Raw genomic sequence first — 25,042 nt, forward strand, 5'->3', positions numbered from 1 at the left:
TGACGAGGTGAAAAATTGACGATTGAACGCGACGTGGAGAATTTCTTGGTGACACGAGTCAAACGGATCGGGGCGGAATGTTTCAAGTGGACCGCTCCAGGTGTGCGAGGAGTACCAGACCGGTTAGTGATTTATGCGGGACGAATCTGGTTTGTTGAATTGCAGCAGCCGGGCAAGAAGCCACGAATGAATCAGGTGATGATGCATAAGCGATTAGCTCGTCAGGGTTTCAAGGTGAACATCGTGGATAGTAAAATCGCCGCCAGTGAATTTGTTGAGGAGGTGAAATCTTGGAAGCAAAACTCAGAGGGTACCAGCAATACGCCGTAGATTTCATCATCAACAACCGGTATTGCGGTTTGTTCCTTGATATGGGCCTTGGCAAAACTTTGTCCACGCTGACGGCCATTGCTGACTTGCAGCTGCTGGAGGATTTGGGCAAGGTGCTGATCGTTGCACCGCTGGCTGTCGCCCGAAACACCTGGCCGGATGAAATCCACAAATGGGACTCAACAAAAGGGTTGAGTTACTCAACAATACTCGGCTCAGCTCAACAACGGTCGGCAGCACTCCAGCAGACAACCGACCTGTACATCACGAACCGCGAAAATGTGCCGTGGCTGGTCGAGTATTACGGTCGTAAGTGGCCATTTAAGACAGTGGTCATCGATGAGCTCTCCAGCTTTAAGTCACCGCAAGCAAAACGGTTTAAGGCATTACGCAAAGTGCGGCCGCTGATGCATCGAGTGATTGGACTTACTGGAACACCCGCACCCAACTCCCTGATGGACTTGTGGCCGCAGATGTATCTGCTGGACCGGGGAACACGGCTGGGCTTGACCATCGGCGACTATCGTCGAACCTATTTTCACCCAGGAATGCAGTCAGGATATGTCGTTTACAACTGGGTACTCAACCCGGGAGCGGATAAGACGATTTACGATCGCATTGGCGACATCACCATCTCCATGCAGTCCAAAGAGTTGCTGGACTTGCCGCCACGCACCGACAACATTGTGCAGGTGGAGATGACACCAAAGGAGACGGAGCAGTACAAGCAGCTGCAAAAGGATTATGTCCTTCCCGAGTTGGGAGACGATGGTGTCACTGCCAGCAATGCAGCAGTCCTGGCTAACAAACTGCTCCAGCTGGCCAACGGGGCCATCTATGACGATGATGGTAAAACAATCAAGGTCCACGACCACAAGCTGGATGCACTGGCTAATATCATTGACGAGGCCCAAGGCCAGTCGGTGCTGGTGTTTTATCAATTTAAGCACGACGCGGAGCGGATACTCAAAAAGTTTCCGCAGGCTAAACGGCTGGACACAGGTAGCGATGATGTCCATCGGTGGAATGCGGGCAAGATACCAATGCTCTTGGCTCAGCCGCAATCAGCTGGGCACGGACTGAATCTCCAAGCGGGCGGGCATATCATTGTGTGGTTCGGGCTGACCTGGTCGCTGGAGTATTATCAGCAGGCCAATGCCCGCCTGATGCGTCAAGGTCAGACTCAGCCGGTGATCGTCCATCACATTATCACTAAGGACACCATCGACGAGCGGGTCATGACAGTTTTGCAAGGCAAAGCCAGGGGTCAAGCCGCACTGCTCAATGCGGTTAAAGCACAGTTAGGGGAGTGATTGGGTTTGGCACGAGTTGACTACGGCATTTACAAACACATTGAGTCGCTGTTGCGACAGTATCCGCACATGGATAAAGAAATAGAAGAGATCATTGCCGATGAGCAATTTGCCTTCCGGCAGGAGAATACTGATGAAAACATTGGGGGTGGTCATTCACCAAACCCCCAAGCTACAGAAAATAAACTGATTGGGGTCTTGATGTTGGAAAATCAGCGGTCTATCCGTCAGTTGCGTAATTATCAACTCCAGATTCAACGGACCTGGGATGAGAGTGACAACGAGACCCGGGATGTGATTGAGGCAATCTATCTCCACCCGCATCCTAACTTGTCGCTCTTAGGCTTTGGCCAACTATTGCACATGGATAAGTCCAAAGTGAGCCGTCTCCGACGTAAATTCATCACCTGTCTCGGTGTTAAACTCGGCTGGGTGCGAGAGTGAGACAAAACTGCAACATATAAAAGTTTTTAGGGTTGATACTGGTAGTATAAGATAATTGAGTTGCCGGCAAACTACTGCATTGACTGGACCATTACCAGTCGTCTTGATAAGAGCGGTGCACTGATTATCTGGGTTGTGCGGGTGCAAATCCCGTGCAACTCTTTGGCTGGTTGACAACAGACTCCCAGCCCACATTCTTCATTATCTTTCTCCTTTTGAGGGAGCCGTCCAGTGGTATGCGGCTCCTTTTTATTATGCTTTGGAGGTTGATTATCTTGCAGAAAGAGCTGCTAATTTGTGCGAATAAAGCACAGGCAAAAATGTATCAAAAGTATTATGTGAATCCCGATGAGGTTTGTTGCGAGTCAGTCAACACTTTGCTTCACACAGATGGTTTGAAGGTTAAATACTTTGGGATTGCCCCAGCACTATGGGTCGAAGCTGCTGAGAGTGATGTTGTAATGAAGAAGGTGCAGCTAGTAACCAAGATGCTGATGCAAGGGCGTGTTGCATACTTCGAGGAACAGTTTGGTCAGTACAATGGCGAATAAGAAGCTGGCGATGATTAATGGCCGACGTGTCTTAGTTGATGCTGCCACCAAAATCAGACAGGACTCTGATCGCCAATACAATCAAGCCCGCAACCAAAGACAATCAGAGTACGTCAAGTTTTATCACTCTGCTGCCTGGCTAAAGACCAGAGAGCAAGTCCTCATTAGGGATGACAGTATCTGTCAGCGATGTGGTTTGGCTGCATCATTAGTCGATCATATTATTCCAAGTGAGGATGATTGGGACGACAGACTCAACCAAGACAATCTGCAAGCGTTGTGTCGCGACTGTCATTACTGGAAGACTCGACGTGAAACAACCAAGCGCAAGAAGGGACAGCAAAGGGCTATGACAATCACGGTAGTGGCTGGGTATCCTGGCAGCGGCAAGAGTACATATGTGCTTGACCATGCGGGATCACATGACCTGATCTATGACTATGACAGACTGATGTCAGCACTCACTGGTCAACCTGGACACGATCATAACATTGACGTCAATGATTACATTCAGCTGTTTTACGAACTCATCGTTCGCAAGCTTAAGGCTGAGCAGACCTTCGACAATGTGTGGCTGGTCATGACATATCCTGATGACAAGCTTGACTCATTGCTTGCGAGTCGAGACTTGCGACACATCATGTTGGACACAAGCAAAGATGATTGCATCAAGCGATTGAGTCATGACAAGAGAGATGTGATCTCATTACTCAAAGTCTTGGATAAAGTCGACAAGTTAAAAGCCGAAAACAAATTCGACAAATTCAAAGTTGTTAAAAACACAAAATTCAAAAAGAAAAAAGTTTTTGAATTTAATTTTGATATTTAATTCCAGTTTCCCGACGACGTAAACCGCGCGCCACGGGGACTGGAGACTCCCGACCTACCCCCGCCAATTTTATCGGGGGTTATGAAAACGGGCGCTCTTGAACGGGCGTCCTCTTTTTCGCATCCCAATTTCTAACGATTTTAGGGGGTCAGGGGGGTGATATAACCCATTTTTTGATGGTTTAGGAGGTGAAAGTGGGGATGGCAGGAAAATATAAAGTGCTACAAATGTCCAAGGGCAATCTGACCAAGAAACAACAGGAAGCCAAGCTGCAAGCGGAGATTTTGGCGGCGGATGGTTTAACGCCGCTCCAGGTTTCGCCGCCCAATCACCTGGACCCGATTGCTCGACAAGAATATAAGCGGATCATCGCGAGTCTCGGCAAGCTGCCACTTCGAAACCTGGATCGGGCAGAGCTGGAAAACTACTGCACATGGTATTCGGTCTATAAAAATACGTCGATCAACATGAAGCACGCGCTCAGCGCTGGTGATGAAGAAGAATACTACAGCTATGTCGGTGTCCTGAACAAAGCGACGGTCGCCATTAAAGGCTTGGCCAGTGATTTGGGGCTGAACGTGAACAGTCGGATGGCGATGAATATGCCGAAAGAGCCAAAAGAAACCCAGAGCCTGACCGACATGTTCGGCTAATGGAGGAGGTGACCAGAAAATGGCTAAATTTAGAGACCCGCTACCCAATTTTATTAAACGTGTGCTCGAAAACCGACTGGTCACTTCTCACGCGGTACTCGACGCAGTCAAACGGCAAGAGAATGATTTAAAGCGGGCGGATTGGCGCTGGCGATATGATCCAGAACTGGCAGGAAAAGCCGTTAAGTTTATGGAGTTGCTGCCGGAACCAAAATCTGGCAAGCCACAGCCACTCGCACCATTTCAAAAATTTATTATTGGCGTCATCTACGGTTGGGTTGATAAAAAGGACTCCACAATCAGACGATTTACCGACGTGTTCATTTCAATGGCGCGGAAGAATGGTAAGTCCTTGCTGATTAGTGGGGTCATTTTATATGAGTTCCTATTTGGCAAAAATCCGGCCAACAAGCGGCAATTGTACACCGCTGCCAATGATCGGAAGCAGGCCGGTATCGTGTTTGACATGGTCAAAACGCGGCTCACAGCACTTATTAGAAAAGACCAGAACATCAGACGAATGGTTAAAATCACCCGAGATGAGATAGTCAATTTGGAGGATGGCTCGACTATCCGCTCATTCTCGCGCGACGCTGGGCTAGTCGATGGATATGAGCCACACGTGGCAGTAGTCGATGAGTACGCCAACGCTAAAACCACCGACATGCTTGAGACCCTGGCCTCGGGGCAAGTGCTGTTGCCGTCTTATTTGACCTTTATTATCAGTACCGCAGGTTTTGACATGAACGTGCCGATGTTTACCCAAAACTATCCTTACGCGAAGAAAGTGCTCGCCGGTGAAGTCGAGGCAGAACGGTACTTTGCGTTTATCGCAGAGATGGATGATGTTTCAGAGGTTGATGACCCGAAGCTTTGGATTAAAGCCAACCCCTTGCTTGATGTGGATGTGGTGCATGACCAGATTATGGACTATTTGACCGATAAGCTTAAATCTGCTCGCGCTGATGGCACGCTCAACTCAAAGTTGGTCAAGAACTGGAATATCTGGCGGCAAGCCTCCGAGGATAGTTATCTAGATGCGGACAGCTGGGAATCCTCAGAGCTAAAAGAAAAGCCCGATATCCGAGGCTCAAGAGTTTGGTTGGGGGTTGATGTGGGTCGGACCAGTGACTTATTTGCCACAACATGGCTGGTTCCGCAAAAGGGCTGGTGGTGGCTTGATGGTTATGGTTTTGTGGCCTCTAAAGGTGGAATTGAAAACAAGATTAAGACTGACCGTGTGGATTACCTGGCGGCGGAAAAAGCTGGCGAAGGCGAAATATCTCGGCTGGAGTCGGGCGTTATCGACAATGACCGCGTTTATGAATGGCTCGAAGACTTTATCGAGCGCAATGACCTGGATGTCCAGGGGATCATGTACGACCCTTATCAGTTTGGCCCATTACTCACGACTATTGAAAAGAACCATCCAGAATGGTCAATGGTTGCGGTTCGTCAAGGTACATTGACACTGTCCATGCCCACCAAGCAGTTTCGGGATGATATTATTAGCGGCAAAATTAAGCACTCCGATAATCGGATTCTGCGGGCGGCGGCGATGAACGCGGTCTTGATGTCCGACAACAACGGTGTGCGGATCAACAAAAACAAGTACGCCAACAAAATAGACATGATCGACGCTGCTTTGGATGCTTATGCAATCGCATTTACCGAGGATTTGGACAACTTTCTGGACGATGAGCGCGTATTCTCGGACGATTTTGGATTTTAGGAGGTGATGGAATGAAATCGCTACAAACGCAAATATTGGCGTTTTTTGCTTTATTAGGGCATAACTTGGTCGGAATTCTTGCAATTTCCGGCTTTTTTGTACTTGGCGCGGGTGCTTTTAGCCTGGGCAGAACAGTCGGATTGTTTGTTTCTGGCGGGTTGATGGTGCTTTTAGCAGTCATTCTGTGGCTCCCCGATCCAGCAGGGAGGGGGTGATGACAAATGAAGCTATTTCGTGGGCTGGATTACGCCACCGATATTGACCCAAATTGGGCCAATACACTGCTGGATAATGGCATTCTGCCGTCGTTTCGGGGTGGCTATTTAGGTATTTCTGCATTGCGCAATTCCGATGTGTTAACAGCGGTGTCCATTGTGGCGGGTGATGTAAGTCGTTTTCCGCTGGTCATCAAAGACCGGTCGAACGATGCTATTGTGGAATTGCCCCAGCTGGATTATCTGATGAATACCAAGGTCAATCAGCGATTGTCGGCTTATCAATGGAAATTCAGCATGATGGTCAACGCTATTTTGACTGGCAACGCTTATTCTCGAATCATTCGGGACCCCATTACTGGGGAACCCTCGATGTTGGAGTTTTACGCGCCCAGTCAGACCCAAGTGGATACCAACGACCCAGACAATCCAATTTACCGGTTCACGCCGTACAATTCCAGCTACCAAAAGGTGTGTTCGTTTGATGATGTGGTGCATTGGAAATTCTTTTCCTACGACACGCTGATGGGCCGCTCACCGCTGCTCTCATTGGGGGACGAGATCGGCTTGCAAGAGTCTGGGGTTAGCACTTTGCAAAAGTTTTTCCAGAATGGGCTTAAGGGTTCAATCCTGACGGCTAAGAACAGCAAGCTGAGTGCTGATGCACGTAAGAAAATGCGCGAAGACTTTGAAAAAGCGCAAGAAGGGGCATCCGCTGGAGCGCCAATTGTGATTGACTCCACGATGGATTATCAACCGCTGGAGGTCGATACCAATGTGCTTAATCTAATCAACAGCAACAACTACTCGACGGCGCAAATTGCTAAGGCCTTGCGGGTGCCCGCCTATCGGTTAGCGCAAAACAGCCCCAACCAGTCGGTCAAACAGCTTTCTGATGATTACATCAAAAATGATTTACCCTTTTACTTTGAGGGGATCACCAGCGAGTACCAGCTCAAATATCTCAACGACTCGCAACGGCATCAGTATCAAGTCAGTTTTGACACCCGTAGCGTGACAGGGTTGCCTGTACAGGATGCGACGGCTGCTCTTAATGCGGGTTTGCTCACCGGCAACGAGGGACGCACGGATATAGGTAAGAAGCCGCTCAAAGACAAGAATATGGACCGTATTCAATCAACTCTGAATACGGTCTTTTTAGATGTCAAAGAGGCTTATCAAGCCAGTAATTCAGGCGCATTGAAGGGAGGTGATGCTAATGGCACTGCCAAGCAAGGAAATTCGAATGACCGCGACGCCGGTCACGGTGCGTGAGGGTGATGATGATCACCCGGCAGTCATTGAGGGGTATGCCCTTAAATTTAATCGGGCATCGGAGGTGATGGGCGGCGGACTTAATTTCCGCGAGTCTATCGACCCTCATGCGTTGGACAAGACGGACATGCGTAATGTCGTGGCCCTCTTTAATCACGACCAAAGCCAGGTCCTGGGCCGGACGGGTGTCAATTTGGAGCTGACCGTCGACGAGACGGGCCTCAAATACTCTCTGACGCCACCCAATACGCAACTCGGTCGCGATTTGGTCGAAAACATCCGCGCTGGGATCATCTCTCAAAGCTCTTTTGCTTTTACGATTGCGCCTGACAAGGACGCTCAAAAATGGGAAAAGTCCAATGAACGCGGTGTGAAATACCATCGGATTATCCGCAGTATTGATCACCTATATGATGTCTCCCCCGTAACCACGCCAGCGTACCCCGATACTGAGGTCACTATTGGCGCTCGGTCGCTGGAGGATATTAAAGCTCTCGACGCCCCGCCAGAATGGCAAGTCGAGCGTGACAAGCTGGTCAAAGAACTCAAACGCGAGGCCCTCAATCGGGGGCTTTTTTAGTACTCAAAAAATGGAGGTTATCAAATGAACATTGCCGAAAAACTGGCAGCTGCGAAGAAGGCGCTTGAAGAAAAGCGCAACGCGCTGCCTGCATTAACCAAGGAAGCTCGGTCTTTAATCGAAAAGGCCGACTCTGACGAAGAATTTAAGGCGGCTAAGGAAAAGCGCGACGCCGTGGCTGCTGCTGAACAAGAAATTAAGGACCTGGAGGAAAAGCGGGACTTGTATGAGGCGGCCATCAAGGGTACCGAAGAACCAACCAACACACCCGCGCAGAAACCAGAAAAGCATGACTACCGAGAAGCAATGAATCGTTATTTGCACTCTCGTGGCCGAGAAAGCGAAGGCATCCAGTTTGAAAAGACAGACCAAGGCACATTTGCTGTCTTACGGGCGGATCCAACTGACGCCAGCGATGTAGCGAATGCTGGTGTTAAGTCTCCCGACGTAAAGCCGACAATCCCAGAAACCATTAGCTATGTGCCGCAACGTGAATTGCAGACGGTTGTGGATTTAAAGCCCTTTGCCCAAGTGTTCCAAGCGTCAACCCAAAAGGGTAACTATCCTACAGTAGCCAACGCCACTACCAAGATGGCCACCGTGGCTGAGCTGGAAAAGAACCCGGCGATGGCCAAGCCTGAATTCAAGCAGGTGCCTTGGGAAGTTGCGACCTACCGTCAGGCCCTGCCCATCTCCCAAGAATCCATCGATGATTCTCAGATTGACTTGGTTGGCCTGATCCAAACTAATGCGCAACAAATCAAGGTCAACACGACCAACAGTGCTATTGCGGCGGCTTTGGTAACCTTTGCTACCAAGACGGTCAGCACGATTGATGATTTGAAGCATATCAACAATGTGGACCTGGACCCAGCCTATAACCGGGCCATTATTGCGTCCCAAAGCTTCTATCAATGGTTGGACACGGTCAAGGATGGTAATGGTCGGTACTTGTTACAGGATTCCATCCTAACTCCGTCTGGCAAGTCTGTTCTGGGCATGCCCATCGCTGTGGTTTCCGACAAAACTCTTGGTGCTGCTGGCGAGGCCCATGCCTTCTTAGGCGATGTCAAGCGCGCAGTGTTATTTGCTAACCGTGCAGACTTTATGGTGCGTTGGGTCGACGACCAAATTTACGGTCAGTTTTTACAAGCCGGTATGCGATTTGGTGTAGCCAAGGCCGATGAAAAGGCAGGCTATTTCTTGACCTACACCCCAAAAGCGTAACCCCCGGTGATGACGGGGGTTTTGACCCGGCAGGCAGTGTGAAGCCAACAGAGGCACAGACAGTCGACCAAATTAAAGCGTGGCTGACCGCCCACAAGATTGACTTCGCGGGTAAAACCACTAAGGCGGATTTGCTTGCATTAGTCCCAGCAGAGTAGGTGATTGCTAATGGCTGAGCTTAATACCAGTCCATTAACCCTAGAGCAATTTGCCGTGCTCAAAATGTATCTCAAAGTGGACCAAGACATTGAGGACGACATGATTATGATGCTTGTCCATGATGCTGCGGATGAGTTGGCCAAGGCCGTTCAATTCGGCAGTACTCCGGAGGATTATCTTAATAAACCTGTATCACGGGACCGGTTCTTCACGGCTCTGATGAAGCAGGTCAAAGAGGATTATGACTACCGGGGCATGGGCGCAGAAGTCATGCGCTTCCCGCTCCAAACGTCAGCGACAAACATTATTAATCAGTTACGTACGGAGATTGGTGGTGATCTTGATGCGGACCAATCGGATGACGGAACGCATCCAACTCATCAGTTATGACCCCGGCCGCACGCCCGATGGTGTGCCTGTCGACGACGTGATGACGACGCATCTGACGCTCTGGGCGGAAGTGCCTAAGGTGCCTATCCGCGAAGTGGTGGACCCGCAGACTAAACTTGGCACCCGCCGAGACAGTCCAGTTTTTCTAGTCCGGTTTTTAACCGCTGAGGAAATTCAGCCAACTTGGCGGGTCCTTTGGCGTGGCCAGGAGTATGAGATTACCGGGGTTGATCCTGATTATCAACGGCGGGATATCACGACCATCACGGCTAAAGCAAGGAGTGTGACTAATGGGTCTAAAGATAACGGGTGACGACGAAATGATCGCCGCCATTGAGGAGCTTAATTTTGGCGTGCAAAAACGAGCCAAAAAAGCGCTTGTTGATGGTGCGGAAGCCTACGAAAAAGTGCTCAAAGCCAAGACCCCAGAATACGTGGCCGGGCCTAACGCGGACAACGTCCATGCAGCTGATGACGTGACGCACTCCAGCGTGAGTCAGACCACTGGTGATTTGTCTGTTGACGTCGGTTACGGTCCAAAATCGGCGAATTATATCCGTTTCCCTAACTGGGGCACAACCAAGCAAGACCCGCAGCACTTTATGGAGGCCGCCCAAGAAGAGGCCACCACACCAGTGCTGGAGGCATTTCTTAAAAATCTGAAAGTTGGTGAATAGACTTGTCCCCTGAAACAACAGTTGTGAAACTCTTGTCTGCTGATACAGACCTGATGGCTTTAATGACGCGCGTTCGGGGTCACAAGCCACGTGATATTCCGGTGTACTCCAGTACACCTGACTTCACGAACCAAACCAGCCAGACAATTATTGATCTGTCTCCCTGGATCCGCGTGACACCGATTCCTGGCGATGATGCGATCTATGCCGATGACCAGCGGGTGGTCAAATATCCCAAAGTCCAGCTGGACTACTGGGTGGATAAGACAAAAACTGCGGATTGTGATGAGATAGAGGACTATCTTTACGACAAAATGCACAAGGCGGGCTGGGAGCGATACTACCGATACTCGATGATCGACGGCGATACACCTCAGCTCCGTATGGTGATTACACAATATCAATATCAAGGACTGCCCATCGGGTAGCCCTTTTTAATGGAGGTTTACAAATGACAAAAGTTAAATTTGGTGTGAGCCAAGGTGAGTACGGTGTTGTAACGGGTGACTTAGTCCCCGATGGCACTAAGAAACTCCCTGGTTTGACCACGGCAAAATTGGAAATGACTGCTGAACTTAAGCAGTTGACTGCTGATGATGGTCCGTATGTGGTGCTGTCTGGCGGCATTTCCGAGGCTAAGCTGACGGTCAATACCTGGGACGTGGGTCCTGATGCACAAAAGGACTTTTACGGTGTGCCCACCATCAAGGGTGTGCAAGTTTACTCCAAAAATTTAAAGCCCAACGACATTGCTTTGATGTTTCGGACGAAGGACGAAGAGGGTAAGGGTATCTACTTCGCCCTGTTAAAGGCTAAGTACACCATCCCCGGTGTGGACACCAAGACGGTAGATGGTGCTCCCGATCCTAATGCTGATGAAATTGAGGGTACGGGTGCACCACGTGGTGATGCGGATACCGGCAACTTGGTATTGGTCGGCCGTGAATCTGACCCAGAGTTTAGCCTGGCTCAATTCAAGAAGTGGGTATTTCCGAAGACCGAGGAAGAAGCGGTCATCAGTGAAGATGTCCCAAAAGCGTAACGGGAGTGACTTTAACTCCGGCAACAGCAAGTGTGGCCGTTGGTAAGACCACACAACTGGCTGCCGTTGTTGCTCCCGAAGACGCGACCAATAAATCCATCACCTTTAAGTCCAGCGACAACACGCTGGCTACTGTGGACGGCAAGGGCTTGGTGACTGCTGTTAAAGCTGGTGAGGCGACCATTACGGTCACCACCGCAGATGGCGGCAAAATCGCCACCAGCAAAATCACCATTACCGAACCCGCTTAATAAAGGACTTTAGTCGCCATCGAAATAAACAATGCGGATAACCGGGCGGCTGATTGGAGGAAATTATGGTACACGAAATAACGCTTGATATTAATAACAAACCAGCAAAATTTGTCCGGAATGATGAACCCCATTTGGCCGACATTACTAATGGCCTGAAACTCCAGCAACAACGCCTCCAAATGTGGGGCAAGCCAGAGGGCCCCTCGGAAAATGATTTTGATGTCAATGAAAAATTGTTGGCCCAGTTCGCGGTCGATTTTTGGCACGGTCAATTTACGTTGGACGATATTATCAACGGTGCCACTTCCGCCGCCGTTGACGCCATCAATGCCGCGATTGCCGACACCATGCAGTACAACACCAGCACTGACGCGAAGGATGACGGTAAAAACCCAAAAAAATCACCGGCGAAGACTACGAAGCGGCGCTTAAAAACATCAAACGCTTCTATGCCGCCCGTCTCCAAGACGGTTACAAGCTCGCTGAGATAGACAACATGCCGATCCAAGCAATGCGGCGGTACTCCGAAATACTTAAAGTCATGCCGCGTCAAGACAGCAAAGGTCAGCCCCGAGAAGAAGAGCCCGTCGTTGAAACAACAATCGACAAGGCCTTCCCGTGGCTATTTTTGGGGAAAGGAGGTAAATAATGGTCGGGAAGTTAGGCAGAATCGCCGGGACAGTTACCTTGGATATCAACCCATTCCAGGCGTCCGCACGAGTCCTAAACGCGTCTATCAAGACCACTGCGAGCGCTTTGCGAGCTCAGGACGCAGCACTTAAGGGCAGTGAGCGCGGGATCGACTCTTTGCGGACTCATTATCAAACGATGGGCCAGCAAATGAACCAGCTACAAGCCAAGCTCAAACAGCAAGGTGCGACTTATGACACCCTCTCCAAAAAATCTGCTGAATCCGCAGAGGCTCAGGAACAGTTCAATACCCGGACGGCTAATGCTGCCTCAGCTTACAACCGGACTCAAGCACAAATTTCTAAGCTCCAAGCGGAGATGGGTCAGCTCAACAAAGAGATGACGTTGCAATCCAGCGGTTGGACCAAAGCATCTGAGGCAGCGGGTAAGTTTTCGTCCGTTACCGGTAAAATAGGCGGCGCCTTAAGTACTTTTGGCACTCAGATGACCGCCCGAGTGACCGCACCGCTGGCGCTGGGATTTACAGCAGCGGCAAAGTCCGCGATGAGTTTCAACAGCGAAATTGACTCCATCGGGCCATTATTGACCAATGGTGCCGCCGTCACTGGCAAATACCGGGCAGAGCTGGACCAGATGTCTGCGGCCTCCAAACGGTGGGCTGTCGAGTACGGCATTTCCACCACCCAAATCAACCAAGGGTTGGCTGATCTAGTCCGGGCCGGCTATTCGGCTCAACAGTCCATGGCAATGATGCCCGCTATCTTGGATGCCTCTCGAGCGTCTGGTGATGACTTTAACACCACGATGGATGTAGTCACGTCCACCATGACCCAATTTAACGTGAGCGCTAAGGACACCACCAAAGTGACCGACGCCATGACCTATGCGGCTAATGCCACTAAGTCTGGCTTTGGTGACATGGGTGAGGCCATGCAGTACACTGGGCAATCCGCCCACGCGGCAGGTGTGTCTCTGGACATGACGGTGGCCTCTATCGGTCTGCTATCCAATGCAGGTCTGCAAGGCTCCATGGCCGGGACTGCCTTTAACGCCATGCTGCAAAAGCTGGCGGCTGCATCCTCCGATGCGGATAAGCCAATGGCTAAATTAGGCGTAAACGTCAAGGCCTTTAAGGCGGGCCAAATTGGCTTGCCGGAAGTGATCGAGCAGGTCACAAAGTCCACCAGCAAGATGTCTGACGTGCAAAAGATTGCCGCCATCAACGCCGCGTTTGGCGAGCGTGGCGGCCGAGCGATGTTGGCGCTGATGAACCAAGGTGCACCTGCCTTACGGACGTTGACTGCCGAGACCGAAAAGGCGACTGGTGCCACGAAGAAAGTCTCTGAAGCCATGGGCAACACGGCTCAGGCCAACTTTAATAAATTTAAGTCGAGTCTCCAAGTATTGAGTATCACGGTCGGGCAACAGGTCTTACCTGCATTGATGCCTGTCGTCAAAAATGCTACCGAGATGGTTCAGGCGTTCGGCAAACTGGATTCTGCGACTCAGCAAAACATTATCAAGTGGGCAGGACTCGCAATGGTTATTGGCCCCGTGAGTCGTACACTTGGATCAGTATTCAACGTCGTGTCCAAAGGCTCCGGTGCTTTTATGGCCGTCGCCGGGGGTATTGGCCGGGCATCGACGGCAGCCAAGTTAGGTGCCACTGGTTTTGATGTCCTTAAGTCTGGTTTTTCCAAGACGGCGTTTGAGGCTTTGAAAACCGCTCCAGCAATAGCGGCGACAGGAGATGCCGCCACAGGATTAGAAACAACATTAGGCGGTGCAGCCCTCAGTAGTAAGGGGTTGCTAGCCGCCATTAGTCCAATCGCACCAGGTTTAGCAATTGCTGGGGCCGCTGTGATTGCAGGCATTACTGTCTGGGAATTATGGGGCAAGAAAGCCTATGAGTCAGGTCAACGTGCACAACGTTGGGGCACGGATATTGGCGAGGCTGCTGATCGTTCCGCGACGAAGATGCAGTCCCATCAGACGACGGTCAGTCGAGCGCTTGATGACGAAACAAAGTCTGGACAAGAGAATGCCAAGTTAATCACCCAAGCCTTTGACCAGATGGTCCGTGACACAAAAAAATCTGCTGACGAAGCCTATGAGCACGCGCAGAAAGTGGCAAAGGATGTAGGCGGCGCAGCTGGCAAGATTATCAGCGATCAAGCTGAAAAAGACAAAAAGGAAAACACCGCCCGAATCAAAGTAATGCAAGGCTATGCTAAGCAAGTCGAGACCATTACTAAAGAGGCACGAGATAAAAATGTAGCCCTCACGAATGACCAGCGGCAAATGATCAGCAACATCAACTACAAGATGGCTCAGGAGTCGGTTAAAACCCTTGGGCTATCTAAAAAACAAGAACTTGCCGTCCTTAAAGGTATGACCGGAGAGCGGGTAAACCTATCTCGGGAAGAAGCCAACAAGCTATTATTCACCGTTAATGACTCGGCTCAAAAAGAAATTAGCGCTTATCGTAAAAAACAAAAGACAATTTCCAGTGACAGTTCAATTGCGGCTAAAACACGAAACGACGCCCTGGAAGCTCTAGAGCAAACCCATAACAGTAAAATGGCCGGGTTAGCTCTGACAGAAATTCAAGCTCGAAAGTCCATGGGACAAGAAACTGCCCAAATCATGAAGGATATGCTCCATGATGGGTTTTCGGAAAAGGAAATCAGTGCGGCCTTTGCACAGTTCGATTCCGCGGCTGACCGGTCAAAGAAACATATGGCCGAATGGGTGGCGGACACCGCGGGCAGGGTCAGCACTACCGCTAGAAAAGCCGGTGAGGCATGGAACAACTTGGTACTTGATCCAAAAACCGGTAATGTTGTGACAAATCTGCCGGAGGTGTTGGCGAATACAGCCAAGACCAAAGAAGGTTGGGCGGGACTGTATTTTGATTTAAAGCACGCCAAGATTAGCACCAACGCCAAACAGTCCATCGCGGAGGCACTGGTTGCTACAGACCAGTGGAACTCCCTGTCACCGGAAGAAAAAACTGCTGTCATCAAGTCCACCGGGCATAAAGAGTTAGCCGAAGTCATGGATAACTTTATGTCCTGGGACAGCCTGAGTTTAAAGGAACAGCAAGCGGTCATTAAGGGTGACTACACAGCAATCGTGGACGCGCTGGTGGAAACTAGCCAGTGGAACGAAATGACTCTTGAAGAGAAGCAGGCGATTGTCAAGGATAAGGCCACCGTGCCGCTTGTTACGCTCCTGCAAAAAACCGACCAGTGGCAAAATATGTCGCTGGAAGAAAAAACAGCAGTTGTAAATGCCCAAGGTGCGCCAGCTCTAGCGGATATGGTCATTAAGTATGGCCTATTTGGTCAGTTGGATGACATCACTAAGCAATTGTTGATCAACGATTCAGATGCTAAACAAAAGCTTATTGATGCTGGTATTGATATCGACTTTTACAATACCGCTAAGAATCCGGAACCGAAAGTGTTGGAAGGTGATTCAAACCCGGTGCGGTCTGCCATGAATGCGGCTATCGACCAGATGAATGGGGAGTATAACCCAGCTGAACCCGACACCAAGGTTTTTCATGGTGATGAGAGTCCGGTCATGAATGCCATGTACAACACGATGAACATGTTAAATGGCACTTATATTCCAGCGCCTGTACCGGGAAAGGAATTTGACGGTAATAACGATCCCATCATGGGTGCGATGAATCAGACCATGACACTGATGCGGGGACCCTATGCTCAGACCAACCCTGACAAAAAAGCCTTTCCAAGTGACAATTCCACAATACTAAACCAAACTAATGCAGCCGCTGATTTGATCAGTGGAAAGTATCGTACAACCAACCCTAACAATAAGACATTTCCTGCGAATAACAGCAGCGTAATGAGCAAGACCAACGCTGCCAAATCAAATCTGAATAAGTATGCAAGCAACAATCCCAAGAACAAGAATCTAAAAGCAAGCGACAATGCTAGCGGACCAGCAGCCTCGGCCAAACGAGCGGTGAGTGATTTTAACTCCGGTCCCAGCGTCATCACCAAGACACTTAAAGTGGTGGCCGATATTGGGTCTAAAGTCGCTCAAATCTTAGGGTTTGAGGGCGGGGTGACTGACCTGCGTCAGAATACTCTGGCGATGGTCAACGATCAACGCGGCTCGACGTTTCGGGAGGCCATTGTGTCTCCTCGGGGTCGTGTCATGATTCCGCAGGGCCGAAATGTCATGCTGCCATTACCGCGCCACGCCTCAGTGATTCCCGCTGCTCAAACTGCCAAGATGTTTAACATCAAGCAGTACGCTAGTGGCACGGAGGGGTATCCGCAGACAGTGGAGGAGATTAATAACATGCGGTTTGCGCCATCGTCCAGCTCCACGACGACGGTGACGACGACCACACCAACAATCAACAACAATTACTCAATTAATCTCACGGTGCCAGCAGATGTCGATCCAAGCAACGCCCAGAAGATTGCGGATGCCGTCATCCGGAAGATTAAGCATCAACAAGGCAATACCAATCTAGCCAATGGAGGGGGTCAAGTATATTGAGAGCGGGCGACTTTTTTATCAACGGTTTAAGCGGTATCGGGGACCTGCACGCAGTGCTGACGACTCTCCCCAAGATACCTAAGCCCAAACGCAAACGGCTCAGTTTTGACATTGCAGGGGCCTCTCGGAGTGCATACATCGACGAGGATTCGTGGGAACCCCGCGAGTTTGAGCTGAGTATCGCGCTAGTTTCTGAGTCGGAAGAGGATCGCCTGATGCGCGAGGGTTGGCTGTTCAATGCTTTTAATCAGCCGGGGCCAGTGCCATTTCGGTATTACGCTGAGCCAGCGTACACGTATTACATTGTGTCGGCAGACGTAGCGGAGCAGGATCGACCCGCCCGAATGTCACAAACACGGGTGTGGACAATTAAGGCGGAGGCTGATGCTTATAAGTATTTTGAGCGGGACAAGATCATTGAGCTTGACGCAGCGGGTAAGGTAGACAACCCATTTTTGTCCATGGCCAAACCGCTAATCACTGTGTACGGCCAGGGCGATATCACTCTCAACTGGGGTGACCAAGCCATCAAGCTGACTGGGGTCACTGGCAATGTGTCCGTCGACTCCGATGAGTTTCAGCAGGATATCTATACGACCGCTGCTGATGGCACACAGACTTTGTGTGCTGAGCGGGCGACCCTGAGCGAATTTCCGGTGCTGGCGGCCTATCAGCACACGCCTATTTCGTGGGTCGGTAATGTGAGTAAAGTCATAGTGGAACCGAGGTGGCGATTGTTATGAGACCACAATTATATCCAGCAGGCACGAAGTCTTTTGCCCAACGTGGACAGGTTATCTCGCAAATCATTCGGGGCAGTGACTCAGTTAAGCGTGTCCGCAATGGTACTGATGAGGTGACTTTACAAGTTGCAGCATCTGATCCGCTGTTTGACCAGATTCAACCGGGCATGATTTTGCGAGTACAGGCGGACGCCGCCAGCCCTGACGAGCCGTACATTATCCAAAAGCCGTCACTGGATACCTTGACGGGTATCAAGACAGTCGAGGGTGTGCACTACACGATGATGGCCAACAATTACAACCTGGTCTCCTCAATCACGGTTGACGGCAACAGTCCCGCCGCCATTATGGCAAGCATCAACAGCCATCTAGACCGGCCATCTCCATTTACCTTTTCGTCGGATATCACTACCCTCATTACAGGGAGCGCCGTGGTGTACAACAACATTAATCCCAACGAGCTAATTCTCGGCGCCAGCAATTCGCTGGCTAAGATTACCGGTGGGACCGTGATTCGTCGGGGCATGTCGATCATCTTGACCAAGAGTACCGGCAAAAGTGTCTCTCTCCGTCGGGGCAAGAATGTCCAGGGCCTGACGCTTAACCGCTCTATTGAGGGGCTGCTCACGCAAATTGTGCCTTACTACACGCCAAAAAGCACCGACACCGATAAGAATCCGCCGCCGGTCTACGGGCCACCGGTCAAGTCGTCACATATCAATGAGTATGGCGAAATTTACTCGCTGAATGTGGACTACTCCAGCCGAGCGGATAGCACCATTGATATGACGGCACTCGCCAGTCGGTATTTTTCCGAAAATCCGGGTGTAGACATTCCCGCGTATGATCTGCAAGTTGACACGGTAGAGTATCGCTCCAAGCGTATGCAGGCGATCACCTTTGCCGACCAAGCGACGGTGCATGATGAGCTGTACGGCATTGACGCCACTGTCCCGATTTATGAGACGGACTACAGCTTTGTCAATGAGATTAATACGACGGTCAAGGCTGGCACTCAAGAATCCTCGCTGTTCCACAATTTGGAGTCGCGGATTAAAGAGACTTCTGACGCGGTGGATCAGGAAACCGATGACCGTAAGGATGCTGACGACCAGATTAGCAAGGACACCGACGATAAGATTGAGGACGTGACAAATGAGTGGGATAAAAAATGGGAGTCAGTTGATGAGATTAAGACGGATGTCCGCGACCTCAACCGCGACGTGACCAATTACATCAAGTCTGGTGGTCAAGGGATTATCCAGTTTTTGCCTAACCGCGAAAATCCCACCAGTATGCGGATTAACTCTAACTCTGGTGGATATTTTTTGCTCAACGATGATGGACTGGGATATTTTGATGCCAACGGTGCAAAGGTCGCCATCGACAACCGCGGCAACGTGGTCGCCAGTGTAATTGCGGCAAGCACAAAAATTGAGTCGCCTAACATCATTGGCGGCACGATCACCGCTGCGAATATCGTCAACGGTGACTTTCGGACCGTGGACACATCCGGTAACGAGACCCACGTGTCTGGTATTGGCGTGACCACGAATAATTTTATCCAAGCACCCAAATTTGTGCTAGCTAATTTATCCGGCACCACCTGGGGATTTTGGGACTCAAACGGCTTGCGTATCGGCAGCTGGTGGATCCACATCGTAGGTGAGCGGCTCATCGCCAACGGCGGTGGCAAGGACTATATTTTAGGTGGTCCGGCCTGGACTTAATGGAGGATTATAAATGGACATGGATAAGTTTTTAAGCAGCATCGGTCAAGTGTCAGGCGATCAGGCTCTGGCGCACATGGGCCAAGACGTGGGGCAGCGTGCCCAAACGATTGCGGTACAGGCCGCCAAGATCGAGCGGTTAGAGGGTTTTATCCGCATGTTGGCCGAAAAGCATCCCGATATTCTGCCGAAGGAGGAGGTTGAGAAAGATGACAAAGGAACCAAACGTAATTAAGCAAAACAACCCAGATGGCAGTTACTTTCTGATGAATGATAACGGGCTTGGCTATTTTAAGCGTACAGACCGAATTAAGGCTGGAACGATTACCAGCGGCAGTCTCAAAACAGCGCCTCGGATCACGGCGATGACCATTAGTAAAAATGGTGTGATCAAGGTGACTGACGATGCTGATTTGCCCCTGACGCGACACACCCCAGTAGAGGGAGATGATTTTAAAGATGCAGTCACCAAAATTACCGATGCTCCGATTGGACCTGGCGAAATCTAACAGTTATGCAGACAAACCACTGGCGATGACGCAAGGGGACAAAGGCTATATCCAGCCCTTTGAGCTGTCCAGCGGCGGTAAAGTGCTGACCGACAAGGATGTGGACCCGGTCAACGTAGGCCTCAAAATGCTCAAACCCGATCACCAATATATCGACATTAAGGGTGCGGCGACTTATGCGGATGGGCAGTTTGCCTATCCCTATCCCGATGAGGCTGCCCAAGCGCCGGGACTGTTGACGGGGTTCTTTTACGTGACTGATGGAGACAAGCTCATTGCCTCCACGCAAAAGTTTGTCCTGACGGTAGCTCCGGTCTTTGCGGACGATACCAAGTCCAACAGTTACGTCCAAGCCTGGGACAAAATCTATAAGCAGCTGACGGAGGCATTGACTGCGGCCCTGGCCTCTCGGGATACTCTGGACCAACTCGCCAGCTCCGGCCAAGGGATCATTGATGCCAAGATCGCTGAGCTGACCCAATCGGTCAACGACTGGACCACCAGGACCCTGGCGGACCTGACCAAGGCCCTCGCCGACAAGCAGGCGGCACTGGCGGACGCCTTGGCTAAAGCAAATACCGCTGCGGGCAACGCTGACGCAGCTACTCAGGCAGCCAACGCAGCCGCTCAAGCAGCTAATGCACTTGCTGCGGACATCCCCAACAATCCTAAATATAAAGGCCAAACAGGTGCCACTGGACCAGTGGGGCCGGTTGGACCACAAGGCGAAAAAGGTGACACAGGTCCACAAGGCATTCAAGGTCCTGTTGGTCCAAAGGGCGACAAAGGTGATACCGGTGATGGTATTCAGCTCAAGGGTTCAGCTGATTCTGTCGATAAGCTGCCGGCCACTGGCAACACAGCCGGCGATACCTATCTAGTAGCTGGCCACCTGTATATCTGGGAAAACGACGCTTGGACCGATGTTGGTGAATTGCAAGGGCCTGCCGGCAAAAATGGTTTGAATGTATGGCTGTACAATTTTGACCGTGGTCCCAACCAAATAAATTTTTACTGGTCAGATTTATCACCAGAAACAAAAACAGATCATGTTCCCCAAGTTGGTGACGCCGTAATTGACAAGGCCGGAAATGTTTATCAAATCACCCAATCCACTAGCACAGGTGATGCATTAACTGGTGGAGGCACAGCATCTTTTGGCGATGCAATAATTAACATCAAGGGTGCAACTGGTCCAGCTGGTCCAGCTGGCAAGGACGGTACTGATGGTAAAGACGGCACCACCCCCGACTTGTCTGGTTTTGTCACCCAAACGGACCTGGACGGCCGCAAATACTACACGGCAGACCAAGTTACGGCCGCAATCAACTCAGCATTAACCGAGTTTAAGAGCACGCTCATCTGGTCAGGCACGCAGGCTGAGTACGACGCGCTGACCGCAGAGCAGAAGGCACAATACATTGCTCTGGGGGTGGTTAAGTCATGACCGAGTTTATGGATTGGACGAGCGTTGCCAAACTGTATGGCGCCAAAGGTGAGTACAGCAAGCTATACGACAATCAGGGGCGGGCGATCTGGCAATTAGACGATCCTGTTTGGGCTGGCTCGTGGATAATTCCAATGGGGGGGAACGGAACAGGGGGAACTCTAACCTTTTTCCGTTATATGCACGAATCAGCTAACGGTTTGAAACTCACCATCAGTATTACAGATCACACTGTGACTGTTAAACAACTATGGCTTGCACCGAACGACAGTTCTCCATCAATTGATGGTATTCAACTTGATCAATTTACGTGGTCTATTTCGGTTCCAAGAAAATATTTTGCGACACAACTTGATCAAGGACGTGTTTGGCTAGATTCTACTTTGGCGAATAATTATCATACCAAGGAATCTTTCAGGATTGCTGTCAGCTCAAAGACATTGATCACATTTGCTACAAATTTCTTTTCGATGCCAGCAATCACGCGTGTCGAAGAATATTAGGAGGTAAGAAATATGGCAGAAACAAAGTACATCCAGGTCTTTCGGACCTTTGATGCGCAGCAGACAGACGGCACTTTCTACGCCGTTACATTTTTCCCGGAGGGTTTAAAGCTCGACTGGCCTTACACGGCAGTACCCATCCCGGCCGAACTCAAAGGTAAGGTGGTCAAATATGACTGGGACCAGCTCCAATGGGTGGACACGCAAGTGGATCCAATCCAATCTCAAATCACCAACTTAATCACCAAGCTCAACACCACCGACGGCAAAGCAGTGGCTGCGGATGGCAAGGCGGTGACCGCTGGGGCCAAAGCGGACGATGCGACCACGCAGGCCCTCAGTGCTCAGCAAGCACTACTGGAGCTGTCTGACCTGGTGCTGAGTAAAGACACCACAGGAGGTGCGAAATGAAGTTTGAAGCGCTGAAACGACTCTATGCCCAGGCCGTCATTAATGGCGACCGCACGATTGACTCTGTGCCCGAAATCTTGCGCACGGATGTCCAAACACTGATTGACACCGAACCAAAAAACAAGGAGGAATAACCAATGTTAAATTTTAAATTTCCCGCGCTCGCTGCGCTCTATGCCGCTAATGTTCTGGATGGCGGCCGCACCATCGACGAAGTACCTGAAGTGATCCGCCCACAGGTGGAGGCGATTCTTAACACAGCAAAAAACGCCGACGCTGGCAAGCCGCAGGTCTAATCCTGATCGCGCTTGTCAGTTTTTGTATCGGCTGGTTTTGCCATTGAGGAGGTGAGGTGATGTGGCAACGGATTAAAAACAACCCATCACATGTGGTGCTGGGCTTGCTGCATATCGGGACCGGCGTATTTTTGATTAATCACGACAGTTATTTCCGCTGGCCCCCTGGGGCCTTTTTAAGTCTCGTCAATGATGATTCGGTGGGCTTTTGGTTTGTCCTGGTTGGTCTGGCCTATCTCATTTGGGTAATACTTGGCGCGAATCACGTACGGTGGAATCGGGCCATCCTGGTTATCTCCACCATGACCATGGGCGCACTGGCGACCTATCAGCTGCTCCACTGGGTAGCGCTAGGGACAGACATCATGCCGTGGATGAGCAATGCTGCGGTGACTGCATTTATTATCTTGCTGGCAAGGGGGAGCGATGCCGATGGAGGAGATCATTAAGCAATTGGCGCCGCTCTTAAATGTGTTAAGCCCTGTACTGTTGGGGCTGTTGGCGTACTTGGAGTTTAACAAAAAGAATCATCGTGAAGAACACAACGACGACATCGACAGCCGCGACAAACTCATCGAGTCTCTGCGGGCGGAACGGGACGCCATCTATCAAAAGTGGCTAAGCTCCGAAAAGTTGGTCGATGAATTACGCAAGGAATTGAATGGAAAGAAGGATAATTAATGCAAAACGAACTGATTCAACTCTTGGCGGTGGCCGTAGTCATCGCCCCCATGACCACCGGCTTTACCGAGATTTATAAGCGTTACACGCCCGCCGAGGGCAAGCTCTTGCCGGTCTTAGCAATTGGCACGGCCATCGTGCTGTCAATCATCTGGGCGCTGGCCTTTGGTCACACGGATTTAATCGGTCAGTATGCGCTCTCTGGTGTGCTGTCCGGCCTGTCTGCGGTAGGTGTGTACAATCTGGTCAAGCCAACCGATAAGGGAGACGGTGCCAATGGTCAAGTATGACTACTCCTACCAGCTGGCCGATAATCAGGGTGACAGCCGGGTAGCCAGTAACCAGTATATTATTGCCCACGATACCGGCAACGATAACAACCAAGGCCCCGATAGCGCCCAAAACGAGGCGGCCTACATGCGTAACAACTGGACAGTTGCTTACACGCAGGCCATTGCCGGACATGATCGGGTGTACATCGTGGGCAGTCCGGGTTACGTCGCCTATGGTGCAGGCTCACCCGCCAATGAGCGCAGCCCATATCAGATTGAGCTGGCCCACTACGCGGACCCGGCGCTGGCGCGCTCTGCTTACGTTAACTACGTCAACTCAATTCGGGATTATGCGGCTAAGTACGGTATCCCGCTGGTGCTGGACGGACCGGACAATGGCATCAAGTCCCACAAGTGGGTATCAGACAACTTGTGGGGTGATCATCAGGATCCATACGGGTATCTGTCCCGCATTGGCATCAGCAAGGCCCAGTTTGCGGCTGACCTGGCTAATGGGATCGGCGCAAGCAACAAACCCGTAGACAACACAGGAGGTGCTAAGCAAGTAGATTTCAACGCATTTAATGGCAGTCGTCCTTTAGATGGCTCAATTGGCATCCTCTGGGTGACCAAGCCCGGCGGTGCGGTGGTGTACAGCAAGCCGGGGACCGGCAACAAGACCAAGGATTACAAACAGCAGGCGAGCGGCTGGCTAGTGACACGGGTCGAGGGCAACTACTACCAGATTGCCACTAACCAGTGGCTGGCGGCTTCCGACATTGTGGCCCGGATTTACGCCGACAATTGGACTGGCGCCACGGTGGTGCTGACGCGTGATCTATACCCGACACCCACACCGCAGTCGCATGTGGGGCTGGGCAGCAAGCCTTTACCCAAGGGCAGCCAATGGTTGGTGGGCGAGTACAAAGACGGCCACATCAACATCGGCGGCTGGGTGAGCACCAAAGACGTGCAGGTGATTTAATAGGTAGCAACAGACCCTGGGGCGATTTGCCCTGGGGTCTATTTTTTTGCACAAAAATAGCCCACCAACTGGTGAGCTGCATCTCAGGCTTGGTTTTGTCGTTCTTCAATAAGTTTTTCCAACTCATCTATTTCTTATGCTTCTTAAGCTTGTTGTTCCGGTTCAGGGAAGCTAAGAGGTTGAGCACCGCGCCTGCTAATGTGATAAGCGCTGTTAGCAGGTTTTTTGTTTTATCGTCCATTCAAGTTTTTTAAGTGGGAAATTTTCGGCCTAAGATTAGCACATGCATGTGCACAAAATGTCAGTGCACACATTGTGCACAAGGGCCAGAAAAGCCTTGGTACGACTGGGTGGACATTGGCCTGTACTCTCCTTATATTTTAATCCCATCTCGTTAGCGTGTTGCTGATGTGATGGGATTTTTTAATAGTCGTCGATAGCTTCATTAAGCGGGTAAAACAGAAGAATCATGATGGTGATAGTGCTAATGCGGAGTAATCGTATGCTGAATGGCGCTCAGTACCGTCACTACGTTCCAGCGCCATTCAGCCGGAGATTGCGCAGCTTTGGCACGGCTTGAAAGCTTTTTCCCAAGAAGCCC

32 protein-coding genes are annotated in these 25,042 nt (G+C 50.6%); all 32 read left to right on the top strand.

Annotated features, from left to right (window positions below; genetic code table 11):
- Positions 1-15: 15 nt before the first annotated feature.
- Positions 16-330 (top strand): PDDEXK family nuclease, encoded by a 315-nt coding sequence (locus tag FD09_RS07730; protein WP_057820009.1) that lies wholly within the window; start codon positions 16-18, stop codon positions 328-330.
- On the top strand, positions 291-1,643 hold the full coding sequence (locus tag FD09_RS07735) for an SNF2-related protein (protein WP_057820011.1): 1,353 nt from the start codon (positions 291-293) through the stop codon (positions 1,641-1,643). Before FD09_RS07730 ends, FD09_RS07735 begins: the two co-directional genes overlap by 40 nt.
- A 6-nt stretch (positions 1,644-1,649) precedes the next feature.
- Positions 1,650-2,087: a hypothetical protein gene (locus FD09_RS07740; RefSeq protein ID WP_157053717.1), complete on the top strand. Its 438-nt coding sequence runs from the start codon at positions 1,650-1,652 to the stop codon at positions 2,085-2,087.
- Between the two features lie 275 nt (positions 2,088-2,362).
- Positions 2,363-2,638 carry a hypothetical protein gene (locus tag FD09_RS07745; protein ID WP_157053718.1) on the top strand — a complete coding sequence of 92 codons (276 nt, stop codon included), beginning with the start codon at positions 2,363-2,365 and terminating at the stop codon, positions 2,636-2,638.
- Positions 2,628-3,467, top strand: a complete 840-nt coding sequence (locus FD09_RS07750; RefSeq protein WP_057820017.1) for an HNH endonuclease — start codon at positions 2,628-2,630, stop codon at positions 3,465-3,467. The genes FD09_RS07745 and FD09_RS07750 overlap by 11 nt, the downstream gene beginning before the upstream one ends.
- A gap of 200 nt (positions 3,468-3,667) precedes the next feature.
- Complete coding sequence (locus tag FD09_RS07755) at positions 3,668-4,120, top strand: P27 family phage terminase small subunit (RefSeq protein ID WP_057820024.1); 453 nt, start codon at positions 3,668-3,670, stop codon at positions 4,118-4,120.
- Positions 4,121-4,139: 19 nt separating this feature from the next.
- Complete coding sequence (locus FD09_RS07760; RefSeq protein WP_057820026.1) at positions 4,140-5,852, top strand: terminase large subunit; 1,713 nt, start codon at positions 4,140-4,142, stop codon at positions 5,850-5,852.
- A gap of 11 nt (positions 5,853-5,863) precedes the next feature.
- Positions 5,864-6,067, top strand: coding sequence for a hypothetical protein (locus FD09_RS07765; protein WP_057820028.1), 204 nt, complete (start codon positions 5,864-5,866; stop codon positions 6,065-6,067).
- Between the two features lie 6 nt (positions 6,068-6,073).
- Positions 6,074-7,342: a phage portal protein gene (locus FD09_RS07770; protein WP_057820030.1), complete on the top strand. Its 1,269-nt coding sequence runs from the start codon at positions 6,074-6,076 to the stop codon at positions 7,340-7,342.
- Positions 7,287-7,922, top strand: a complete 636-nt coding sequence (locus FD09_RS07775) for an HK97 family phage prohead protease (protein WP_420806847.1) — start codon at positions 7,287-7,289, stop codon at positions 7,920-7,922. Before FD09_RS07770 ends, FD09_RS07775 begins: the two co-directional genes overlap by 56 nt.
- A gap of 24 nt (positions 7,923-7,946) precedes the next feature.
- Positions 7,947-9,149 carry a phage major capsid protein gene (locus tag FD09_RS07780; protein WP_057820032.1) on the top strand — a complete coding sequence of 401 codons (1,203 nt, stop codon included), beginning with the start codon at positions 7,947-7,949 and terminating at the stop codon, positions 9,147-9,149.
- A 168-nt stretch (positions 9,150-9,317) separates the two neighbouring features.
- Positions 9,318-9,698 carry a head-tail connector protein gene (locus tag FD09_RS07785; RefSeq protein WP_057820034.1) on the top strand — a complete coding sequence of 127 codons (381 nt, stop codon included), beginning with the start codon at positions 9,318-9,320 and terminating at the stop codon, positions 9,696-9,698.
- Positions 9,652-10,011, top strand: coding sequence for a phage head completion protein (locus FD09_RS07790; RefSeq protein WP_057820036.1), 360 nt, complete (start codon positions 9,652-9,654; stop codon positions 10,009-10,011). Before FD09_RS07785 ends, FD09_RS07790 begins: the two co-directional genes overlap by 47 nt.
- Positions 9,989-10,375: an HK97-gp10 family putative phage morphogenesis protein gene (locus FD09_RS07795; RefSeq protein ID WP_057820038.1), complete on the top strand. Its 387-nt coding sequence runs from the start codon at positions 9,989-9,991 to the stop codon at positions 10,373-10,375. Before FD09_RS07790 ends, FD09_RS07795 begins: the two co-directional genes overlap by 23 nt.
- Positions 10,376-10,437: 62 nt before the next feature.
- On the top strand, positions 10,438-10,803 hold the full coding sequence (locus FD09_RS16260) for a phage tail protein (protein ID WP_157053719.1): 366 nt from the start codon (positions 10,438-10,440) through the stop codon (positions 10,801-10,803).
- 23 nt (positions 10,804-10,826) lie between these two features.
- The gene (locus FD09_RS07805) at positions 10,827-11,417 is read left to right on the top strand and encodes a major tail protein (RefSeq protein WP_057820040.1); all 591 of its coding nucleotides are present in this window, start codon (positions 10,827-10,829) and stop codon (positions 11,415-11,417) included.
- A 32-nt stretch (positions 11,418-11,449) separates the two neighbouring features.
- Positions 11,450-11,668: an Ig-like domain-containing protein gene (locus tag FD09_RS07810; RefSeq protein WP_235812234.1), complete on the top strand. Its 219-nt coding sequence runs from the start codon at positions 11,450-11,452 to the stop codon at positions 11,666-11,668.
- 65 nt (positions 11,669-11,733) lie between these two features.
- Positions 11,734-12,162 carry a phage tail assembly chaperone G gene (gene gpG, locus FD09_RS15915; protein WP_235812235.1) on the top strand — a complete coding sequence of 143 codons (429 nt, stop codon included), beginning with the start codon at positions 11,734-11,736 and terminating at the stop codon, positions 12,160-12,162.
- Between the two features lie 157 nt (positions 12,163-12,319).
- Complete coding sequence (locus FD09_RS07820) at positions 12,320-16,864, top strand: phage tail tape measure protein (protein WP_057820044.1); 4,545 nt, start codon at positions 12,320-12,322, stop codon at positions 16,862-16,864.
- Positions 16,861-17,607: a hypothetical protein gene (locus FD09_RS07825; RefSeq protein WP_057820062.1), complete on the top strand. Its 747-nt coding sequence runs from the start codon at positions 16,861-16,863 to the stop codon at positions 17,605-17,607. Before FD09_RS07820 ends, FD09_RS07825 begins: the two co-directional genes overlap by 4 nt.
- The gene (locus FD09_RS07830; protein ID WP_057820064.1) at positions 17,604-19,337 is read left to right on the top strand and encodes a phage tail spike protein; all 1,734 of its coding nucleotides are present in this window, start codon (positions 17,604-17,606) and stop codon (positions 19,335-19,337) included. The genes FD09_RS07825 and FD09_RS07830 overlap by 4 nt, the downstream gene beginning before the upstream one ends.
- Positions 19,338-19,350: 13 nt before the next feature.
- Positions 19,351-19,572 (top strand): hypothetical protein, encoded by a 222-nt coding sequence (locus tag FD09_RS07835; RefSeq protein WP_057820066.1) that lies wholly within the window; start codon positions 19,351-19,353, stop codon positions 19,570-19,572.
- A complete protein-coding gene (locus FD09_RS07840) occupies positions 19,547-19,846 on the top strand; it encodes a hypothetical protein (RefSeq protein WP_057820068.1) in 300 nt (99 codons plus the stop codon). Before FD09_RS07835 ends, FD09_RS07840 begins: the two co-directional genes overlap by 26 nt.
- A complete protein-coding gene (locus tag FD09_RS16910) occupies positions 19,818-21,293 on the top strand; it encodes a BppU family phage baseplate upper protein (RefSeq protein WP_057820070.1) in 1,476 nt (491 codons plus the stop codon). Before FD09_RS07840 ends, FD09_RS16910 begins: the two co-directional genes overlap by 29 nt.
- The gene (locus FD09_RS07850; protein WP_057820072.1) at positions 21,290-21,796 is read left to right on the top strand and encodes a hypothetical protein; all 507 of its coding nucleotides are present in this window, start codon (positions 21,290-21,292) and stop codon (positions 21,794-21,796) included. Before FD09_RS16910 ends, FD09_RS07850 begins: the two co-directional genes overlap by 4 nt.
- Before the next feature lie 12 nt (positions 21,797-21,808).
- The gene (locus FD09_RS07855; protein ID WP_057820074.1) at positions 21,809-22,207 is read left to right on the top strand and encodes a hypothetical protein; all 399 of its coding nucleotides are present in this window, start codon (positions 21,809-21,811) and stop codon (positions 22,205-22,207) included.
- Positions 22,204-22,341 (top strand): CD1375 family protein, encoded by a 138-nt coding sequence (locus FD09_RS16545; RefSeq protein WP_164480541.1) that lies wholly within the window; start codon positions 22,204-22,206, stop codon positions 22,339-22,341. Before FD09_RS07855 ends, FD09_RS16545 begins: the two co-directional genes overlap by 4 nt.
- Positions 22,342-22,344: 3 nt before the next feature.
- On the top strand, positions 22,345-22,503 hold the full coding sequence (locus FD09_RS16550) for a CD1375 family protein (protein ID WP_164480542.1): 159 nt from the start codon (positions 22,345-22,347) through the stop codon (positions 22,501-22,503).
- Between the two features lie 59 nt (positions 22,504-22,562).
- Positions 22,563-22,952: a hypothetical protein gene (locus FD09_RS07860; RefSeq protein WP_057820076.1), complete on the top strand. Its 390-nt coding sequence runs from the start codon at positions 22,563-22,565 to the stop codon at positions 22,950-22,952.
- Entirely contained in the window at positions 22,936-23,184 is a 249-nt protein-coding gene (locus FD09_RS07865) for a hypothetical protein (protein WP_057820078.1), read from the top strand. The genes FD09_RS07860 and FD09_RS07865 overlap by 17 nt, the downstream gene beginning before the upstream one ends.
- Positions 23,184-23,474, top strand: a complete 291-nt coding sequence (locus FD09_RS07870) for a hypothetical protein (protein ID WP_057820079.1) — start codon at positions 23,184-23,186, stop codon at positions 23,472-23,474. Before FD09_RS07865 ends, FD09_RS07870 begins: the two co-directional genes overlap by 1 nt.
- The gene (locus FD09_RS16695) at positions 23,461-24,441 is read left to right on the top strand and encodes an N-acetylmuramoyl-L-alanine amidase (RefSeq protein ID WP_235812237.1); all 981 of its coding nucleotides are present in this window, start codon (positions 23,461-23,463) and stop codon (positions 24,439-24,441) included. The genes FD09_RS07870 and FD09_RS16695 overlap by 14 nt, the downstream gene beginning before the upstream one ends.
- The last annotated feature ends 601 nt before the right edge of the window (positions 24,442-25,042 follow it).

This window comes from Schleiferilactobacillus perolens DSM 12744 (assembly GCF_001435585.1).
Lineage (GTDB): Bacteria > Bacillota > Bacilli > Lactobacillales > Lactobacillaceae > Schleiferilactobacillus > Schleiferilactobacillus perolens.

Bases quoted from the DNA above. Each gene is read 5' to 3' on its own strand.
- FD09_RS07750 (WP_057820017.1), top strand. From the start codon at position 2,628: ATGGCGAATAAGAAGCTGGCGATGATTAATGGCCGACGTGTCTTAGTT.
- FD09_RS07755 (WP_057820024.1), top strand. From the start codon at position 3,668: ATGGCAGGAAAATATAAAGTGCTACAAATGTCCAAGGGCAATCTGACC.
- FD09_RS07760 (WP_057820026.1), top strand. From the start codon at position 4,140: ATGGCTAAATTTAGAGACCCGCTACCCAATTTTATTAAACGTGTGCTC.
- FD09_RS07765 (WP_057820028.1), top strand. From the start codon at position 5,864: ATGAAATCGCTACAAACGCAAATATTGGCGTTTTTTGCTTTATTAGGG.
- FD09_RS07770 (WP_057820030.1), top strand. From the start codon at position 6,074: ATGAAGCTATTTCGTGGGCTGGATTACGCCACCGATATTGACCCAAAT.
- FD09_RS07775 (WP_420806847.1), top strand. From the start codon at position 7,287: ATGGCACTGCCAAGCAAGGAAATTCGAATGACCGCGACGCCGGTCACG.
- FD09_RS07780 (WP_057820032.1), top strand. From the start codon at position 7,947: ATGAACATTGCCGAAAAACTGGCAGCTGCGAAGAAGGCGCTTGAAGAA.
- FD09_RS07785 (WP_057820034.1), top strand. From the start codon at position 9,318: ATGGCTGAGCTTAATACCAGTCCATTAACCCTAGAGCAATTTGCCGTG.
- FD09_RS07790 (WP_057820036.1), top strand. From the start codon at position 9,652: ATGCGGACCAATCGGATGACGGAACGCATCCAACTCATCAGTTATGAC.
- FD09_RS07795 (WP_057820038.1), top strand. From the start codon at position 9,989: ATGGGTCTAAAGATAACGGGTGACGACGAAATGATCGCCGCCATTGAG.
- FD09_RS16260 (WP_157053719.1), top strand. From the start codon at position 10,438: ATGACGCGCGTTCGGGGTCACAAGCCACGTGATATTCCGGTGTACTCC.
- FD09_RS07805 (WP_057820040.1), top strand. From the start codon at position 10,827: ATGACAAAAGTTAAATTTGGTGTGAGCCAAGGTGAGTACGGTGTTGTA.
- gpG (WP_235812235.1), top strand. From the start codon at position 11,734: ATGGTACACGAAATAACGCTTGATATTAATAACAAACCAGCAAAATTT.
- FD09_RS07820 (WP_057820044.1), top strand. From the start codon at position 12,320: ATGGTCGGGAAGTTAGGCAGAATCGCCGGGACAGTTACCTTGGATATC.
- FD09_RS07830 (WP_057820064.1), top strand. From the start codon at position 17,604: ATGAGACCACAATTATATCCAGCAGGCACGAAGTCTTTTGCCCAACGT.
- FD09_RS07835 (WP_057820066.1), top strand. From the start codon at position 19,351: ATGGACATGGATAAGTTTTTAAGCAGCATCGGTCAAGTGTCAGGCGAT.
- FD09_RS07840 (WP_057820068.1), top strand. From the start codon at position 19,547: ATGACAAAGGAACCAAACGTAATTAAGCAAAACAACCCAGATGGCAGT.
- FD09_RS16910 (WP_057820070.1), top strand. From the start codon at position 19,818: ATGCTCCGATTGGACCTGGCGAAATCTAACAGTTATGCAGACAAACCA.
- FD09_RS07850 (WP_057820072.1), top strand. From the start codon at position 21,290: ATGACCGAGTTTATGGATTGGACGAGCGTTGCCAAACTGTATGGCGCC.
- FD09_RS07855 (WP_057820074.1), top strand. From the start codon at position 21,809: ATGGCAGAAACAAAGTACATCCAGGTCTTTCGGACCTTTGATGCGCAG.
- FD09_RS16545 (WP_164480541.1), top strand. From the start codon at position 22,204: ATGAAGTTTGAAGCGCTGAAACGACTCTATGCCCAGGCCGTCATTAAT.
- FD09_RS16550 (WP_164480542.1), top strand. From the start codon at position 22,345: ATGTTAAATTTTAAATTTCCCGCGCTCGCTGCGCTCTATGCCGCTAAT.
- FD09_RS07860 (WP_057820076.1), top strand. From the start codon at position 22,563: ATGTGGCAACGGATTAAAAACAACCCATCACATGTGGTGCTGGGCTTG.
- FD09_RS07865 (WP_057820078.1), top strand. From the start codon at position 22,936: ATGGAGGAGATCATTAAGCAATTGGCGCCGCTCTTAAATGTGTTAAGC.
- FD09_RS07870 (WP_057820079.1), top strand. From the start codon at position 23,184: ATGCAAAACGAACTGATTCAACTCTTGGCGGTGGCCGTAGTCATCGCC.
- FD09_RS16695 (WP_235812237.1), top strand. From the start codon at position 23,461: ATGGTCAAGTATGACTACTCCTACCAGCTGGCCGATAATCAGGGTGAC.